This is a genomic window from Sphingomonas sp. (assembly GCF_040398505.1).
Classification (GTDB): domain Bacteria; phylum Pseudomonadota; class Alphaproteobacteria; order Sphingomonadales; family Sphingomonadaceae; genus Sphingomonas.
This window is the reverse complement of sequence record NZ_JBBATX010000096.1, coordinates 3448-8998: the sequence shown is the minus strand read 5'-3', so window position 1 is coordinate 8998 and position 5551 is coordinate 3448. Positions and strand designations below refer to the sequence as shown.

The following is a 5551-nucleotide window of genomic DNA, read 5'->3' as shown; positions in this document are numbered from 1 at the left end:
CCCGGTGGCTTCGACGTATAATCATAGGTCACGCGGTTGATGCCCTTGACCTCATTGACGATCCGCGTCGCGACACGCGGCAGGAAATCGCCGGGGAATTGGAACGCCTCGGCGGTCATGCCGTCGGTTGAGGTGACGGCGCGGAGTGCCAGCACATTGTCGTATGTCCGCCCGTCGCCCATCACGCCGACGCTGCGCACCGGCAACAACACCGCGAACGCTTGCCAGATCGTATCGTACAGCCCCGCCGTGCGGATCTCCTCAAGGTAGATTGCATCGGCCTTGCGCAAGATGTCGCAGCGTTCCTTGGTCACTTCGCCCGGAATGCGGATCGCGAGCCCCGGGCCGGGGAACGGGTGCCGGCCCACGAACGCCTCGGTCAGCCCAAGCTCGCGCCCCAATGCGCGGACTTCGTCCTTAAAGAGTTCGCGAAGCGGCTCGACCAATTGCATGTTCATCCGCGCCGGAAGCCCGCCGACATTATGGTGGCTCTTGATCGTCACCGACGGCCCACCGGTAAAGCTGACGCTTTCGATCACGTCCGGGTAAAGCGTTCCCTGTGCGAGGAAATCGGCACCGCCGACCTTCTTTGCCTCGGCCTCGAAAATGTCGATGAAGGCAGCCCCAATGAACTTGCGCTTCGCCTCGGGGTCGGTGACGCCGGCCAGCCCGGCGAGGAACGTTTCCTCCGCATCCACATGCACCAACGGAATATTGTAATGGTTGCGGAACAGCGTGACGACCTGTTCGGCCTCGGCAGTGCGCATCAGGCCGTGATCGACGAACACGCAGGTCAGCTGCGCGCCGATCGCCTCATGGATCAGCACCGCCGCCACAGCCGAATCGACCCCGCCGGACAGGCCGCAAATCACCCTCCCCGCCCCGACTTGCGCGCGGATTTCGGCGATCTTCGCGGCGCGAAACTCCGCCATGGTCCAATCGCCGGTCAAGCCGCAGACGTGGCGCGCGAAATTGGCGATCAGCTTGGCACCATCGGGAGTGTGCGCCACTTCCATGTGAAATTGCGTCGCATAATATTTGCGCGCATCGTCTGCGACGACCGCGATCGGCGATCCGGGGCTGACCGCAACCGGGCGGAAACCGGGCGCGAGTGCGGTCACCTTGTCACCATGGCTCATCCACACCTGGTGGCGCTCGCCGGTCTGCCACACACCGTCGAACAGCGCGCAATCGTCGGTCACTTCGATCACGGCATGGCCGAACTCGCCGCTTTCGCCGAGCGTCACCGACCCGCCGAGCTGGTGCATCAGCACTTGCTGACCGTAACAAATGCCAAGGATCGGCACGCCACTGTCGAGGATCGCCTGCGGAATGCGGGGGGAGCAGTCGTCGAGCACCGAGGCCGGGCTCCCCGACAGGATCACGCCTTTGGGGGCCATCCGCGCAAAGGCCGCATCGGCGGTGGTGAAGGGTGCAATCTCGCTATACACCCCGCTCTCACGGACACGCCGCGCGATCAATTGCGTTACCTGGCTGCCGAAATCGACGATGAGGATGGAGTCTGTCGGTTGGGTCATGCTGCCAGTTAGCAGATGCGGGGGCGCAGGAAAGAGGCTTGGGGGACGAAATGAACGATAGTGACGACCTGAGGGCGGTCGCACGCGCCGGTTTCGAGCCGATGGTGGCGGCGGCGGGACGCGACGGGCGCAAGCTCGCCGCCCTCGCGGGCCTCGCGTTGAAGATCGGACTCCGCGCGCGGGTCTATCCGTTGGCACTCGAAGCGCGCGCGCTCGCACCCGACGATGTCGAGGTTGCCGCGCGCACGCAGCAGCTGATCGGCCACAGCGTACCGCGCTGGCATTTCAACATGCTGCGCGACGAACCCCGCAACGCCGCGTTCGACGCCGCGATCCGGCGCGCGGTGACGCCGGGCACGCATGTCCTCGATATCGGCGCGGGCAGCGGGTTGCTGTCGCTAATGGCGGCGCGCGCAGGAGCGGGACGAGTCGTGGCGTGCGAGGAAAACCCGGCCATCGCCGACGTCGCGACGCGCATCGTCGCCACCAACGGCTATGGCGAGCGCATTCGCGTCGTGACGGGCAATTCCACCGACCTCGACGTCGAGGCAGATCTTGAAGGTTGTGCCGACGTCATCGTCTCGGAAATCGTGTCGAACAATTTGCTTGCCGAAGGCGTGCTGAAGACTTTGGCAGATGCATCGACGCGGCTGCTCGCGCCGGGCGGCCAGATGATCCCGGCCGGGGGCGACGTAATGGTCGCACTCGGCAGCTGGACGGCCGTTGAGGAGCGCGACGTCGCCATCGTGGACGGGTTCGATCTCAGCGGGTTCAACGCGCTGGCGCAGGTCCCGCGCACGGTCCCAGTGGCCGATGCGACGCTCACCCTGCAGAGCGAGGCCGCAGCATTGCTGTCGTTCGACTTCACCGCGCCACCGCCGCGCGAGCCGCACCGTGCGACGCTGACGCTGACCGCCACCGGCGGGCCGATCGGCGGGGTCGTGCAGTGGATCCGGCTGCAACTGGATGCGGAAGGGGTCTACGAGAACCGTCCCGGTCCGACCGCGAAATCGCACTGGGGCGCGCAATATTATCCGTTCGACGCGCCGCTCGATGTGCCCGCCGGGACGGTCGTCCAGATCGCCGGGGTGCATGACGGCCAACGCTTGCTGGTGTGGCGCGAGGATACCGCCTGAAACGAAACAGGAGACGCACCCTTGCCGAGTGCGGCTCCTGTCTAAATCTAAACTGTGGGCGGTTTACGCCGCCTCGTCATACTCGCCGTCGGTCATCACCGGGCCCGAATCCTGGCCCTTGGCTGACACATCGCGATCAACGAATTCGATGATCGCCATCGGCGACGCGTCCGACATGCGGATGCCGGCCTTGACGACGCGGGTGTACCCGCCGTTGCGGTCAGCATAGCGCGCCGCCAGCACATCGAACAGCTTTATGAGCTGCGCATCGTCGAGCAGCCGCGTGTGCGCCAGACGACGGTTGGACAGGCCACCCTTCTTCGCCAGCGTGATCAGCTTTTCGACGTACGGACGCAGTTCCTTCGCCTTGGCGACGGTGGTGGTGATCTGCTCGTGCTTGATGAGGGCAGCGGACATGTTGCGGAACAACGCAATGCGATGTGCCGAAGTACGCTGCAGTTTACGACCGCCTACGCGATGACGCATGATATTGTCCTTCGTTCGTTAAGGAGCCGTGTGAGGTACCCCAGACCAGGTGGCTGTAAGGCCGCAACCCATCGCCTTCTTGCTTACCTTAGCCCTCTCCCGCTTTCGCGGGAGAGGGTTGGGTGAGGGTCTTCTTCTACTACTCGGCCCGCCGCGGCGAAGCCGCGTCGTCGGACGGGTTTCGGCGGTGCCGACCCGCCGGCCGGGCTGGCGTCGTCTCCGGATTAGCTTCGCTAATCCGGTGCGACTTAGCCCATAATCTCTTGTTCAAGCTTCTTGGCAATCTCTTCGATATTCTCAGGCGGCCAACCCGGGATTTCCATCCCGAGCCGAAGCCCCATCGAAGACAGCACTTCCTTGATCTCGTTGAGCGACTTGCGACCGAAATTCGGCGTGCGCAGCATCTCGGCTTCGGTCTTCTGGACCAGATCGCCGATATAGATGATGTTGTCGTTCTTCAGGCAATTGGCGCTGCGGACCGACAGTTCGAGCTCGTCGACCTTCTTGAGCAAATAGCGGTTGATCTGCTGCGTATCACCCGACACTTCGCCACCGGTCGAAGCCGGTACCGCATGGCCGATCGGTGCCGAACGCTGAACGCTCGAATCGTCGAAGCCGACGAACAAAGCGAGCTGGTCCTGCAGAATGCGACCGGCATAGCCAACCGCGTCTTCCGGGGTGATCGTACCGTCGGTCTCGATTGTCAGCGTCAGCTTGTCGTAATCGAGTTCCTGCCCAACGCGGGTGTTCTCGACCTTGTAACTGACCTGCTTGACCGGCGAATACAGCGCATCGATCGGAATCAGGCCGATCGGCGCGTCGGCCGGACGGTTGGCGACGGCTGCGACATAGCCCTTACCGACATCTGCGGTAAATTCCATGTTGAGCGTCGCGCCCTCATCGAGGTGGCACAGCACCAACGACGGGTTCATCACTTCGATGTCGCCCGACACCGCAATGTCACCGGCCTTGACCGGACCGGGGCCGGTTGCCGAGAGCTGGAGGCGCTTCGGCCCTTCGCCCTGCATGCGCAGCGCAATCTGCTTGACGTTCAGGACAATGTCGGTGACATCTTCACGAACGCCGGCAAGCGACGAGAATTCATGCAGCACGTTCTCGATCTTGATCGAGGTGACGGCAGCACCCTGCAGCGACGAAAGCAGCACGCGACGCAAGGCGTTGCCGAGCGTCAGGCCGAAACCACGCTCAAGCGGCTCGGCCACAAAGGTTGCCTTGCGCTTGCCGTCTCCGCCGGGCTTCTTTTCGAGGCCCGACGGCTTCTTCAGTTCCTGCCAGTTCTTTGCATTGACGGACATAGGCTATCCCTTGGTTTTGGGCCGAAATGGGGGGATCCCGGCCATGTTTGGACTCAAATCCGTGCAGCGCGATCAACCGCGCACGGTCGAGACGAAATCAGACGCGGCGACGCTTCGACGGACGCACGCCATTGTGCGGGATCGAGGTCACGTCACGGATCGACGTGATCTGGAAACCGACCGCCTGCAACGCGCGCAATGCCGATTCACGACCCGAACCCGGGCCCTTCACTTCGACTTCGAGCGTGCGCACACCATGCTCCGCGGCCTTCTTGCCGGCGTCTTCGGCGGCAACCTGCGCCGCGTACGGGGTCGATTTGCGCGAGCCCTTGAAGCCCATTGCGCCGGCCGACGACCACGAAATCGCGTTGCCCTGGGCATCGGTGATCGTGATCATGGTGTTGTTGAAGCTTGCGTTCACATGGGCGACGCCCGAAGTGATATTTTTGCGCTCACGCCGCTTAATGCGTTGCGGTTCACGTGCCATTGTCTTGTCCTAACCTTGCTGCAGGAGCGAGCCGCGGTCACCCGCGGCTCAAGCTCACTTCTTCTTACCGGCGATCGGCTTTGCCTTGCCCTTGCGGGTGCGCGCATTGGTATGCGTGCGCTGGCCACGAACGGGGAGGCCCTTGCGATGGCGAAGTCCGCGATAGCAAGCGAGATCCATCAAACGCTTGATGTTCATCGCCACGCTGCGACGAAGATCACCCTCGACCGTATAATCGGCGTCGATCGTCTCGCGGATGTGGAGCACTTCCTGATCGGTCAGGTCTTGCACACGCGCCGTCATCGGGATGTTCAGCTTGGTGACGATTTCCTTGGCCTTGGTGTTGCCAATGCCGTGGATGTAGGTGAGCGCGATAACAACGCGCTTGTTGGTCGGGATGTTGACCCCGGCGATACGTGCCATGAACTTGTTCTCCTGCTCCACAGGGCTGCATGGCTGCAGACCCCATCTCATCGCGTTGCCTACCGTGTAACACGCACAACACCGGCCAGCGCAAACAGCGCCGCCGGAGACCGGTGTTTCGGAATGGTTCCGCGTTAAGCGTCGATTCGGGCGGTGTCAAGCGAG

General features: G+C 63.1%; 6 protein-coding genes. 1 reads left to right on the top strand and 5 read right to left on the bottom strand.

What is annotated here, in order from left to right:
• The coding region (guaA, locus tag ABWP09_RS11485; RefSeq protein WP_353205272.1) for a glutamine-hydrolyzing GMP synthase at nucleotides 1–1538 on the bottom strand (1538 nt) is incomplete at its 3' end.
• 50 nt (nucleotides 1539–1588) lie between these two features.
• Between guaA and ABWP09_RS11480 the strand changes: the two genes are divergently transcribed.
• Complete coding sequence (locus ABWP09_RS11480; protein ID WP_353205271.1) at nucleotides 1589–2674, top strand: class I SAM-dependent methyltransferase; 1086 nt, start codon at nucleotides 1589–1591, stop codon at nucleotides 2672–2674.
• A 63-nt stretch (nucleotides 2675–2737) separates the two neighbouring features.
• Here ABWP09_RS11480 and rplQ read toward each other — a convergent pair whose 3' ends face one another.
• From rplQ to rpsM, 4 genes are all read right to left on the bottom strand, one after another.
• Nucleotides 2738–3160: a 50S ribosomal protein L17 gene (gene rplQ / locus ABWP09_RS11475; RefSeq protein WP_353205270.1), complete on the bottom strand. Its 423-nt coding sequence runs from the start codon at nucleotides 3158–3160 to the stop codon at nucleotides 2738–2740.
• Nucleotides 3161–3408: 248 nt separating this feature from the next.
• Nucleotides 3409–4476 carry a DNA-directed RNA polymerase subunit alpha gene (locus ABWP09_RS11470; protein WP_353205269.1) on the bottom strand — a complete coding sequence of 356 codons (1068 nt, stop codon included), beginning with the start codon at nucleotides 4474–4476 and terminating at the stop codon, nucleotides 3409–3411.
• A gap of 97 nt (nucleotides 4477–4573) precedes the next feature.
• Entirely contained in the window at nucleotides 4574–4963 is a 390-nt protein-coding gene (gene rpsK / locus ABWP09_RS11465) for a 30S ribosomal protein S11 (RefSeq protein ID WP_010164557.1), read from the bottom strand.
• Nucleotides 4964–5017: 54 nt separating this feature from the next.
• Complete coding sequence (gene rpsM / locus ABWP09_RS11460) at nucleotides 5018–5386, bottom strand: 30S ribosomal protein S13 (protein WP_176495436.1); 369 nt, start codon at nucleotides 5384–5386, stop codon at nucleotides 5018–5020.
• Nucleotides 5387–5551: the final 165 nt, after the last annotated feature.

Coding starts and splice junctions, on each gene's coding strand:
- ABWP09_RS11480 (WP_353205271.1), top strand. CDS start 1,589: ATGAACGATAGTGACGACCTGAGGGCGGTCGCACGCGCCGGTTTCGAG.
- rplQ (WP_353205270.1), bottom strand. CDS start 3,160: ATGCGTCATCGCGTAGGCGGTCGTAAACTGCAGCGTACTTCGGCACAT.
- ABWP09_RS11470 (WP_353205269.1), bottom strand. CDS start 4,476: ATGTCCGTCAATGCAAAGAACTGGCAGGAACTGAAGAAGCCGTCGGGC.
- rpsK (WP_010164557.1), bottom strand. CDS start 4,963: ATGGCACGTGAACCGCAACGCATTAAGCGGCGTGAGCGCAAAAATATC.
- rpsM (WP_176495436.1), bottom strand. CDS start 5,386: ATGGCACGTATCGCCGGGGTCAACATCCCGACCAACAAGCGCGTTGTT.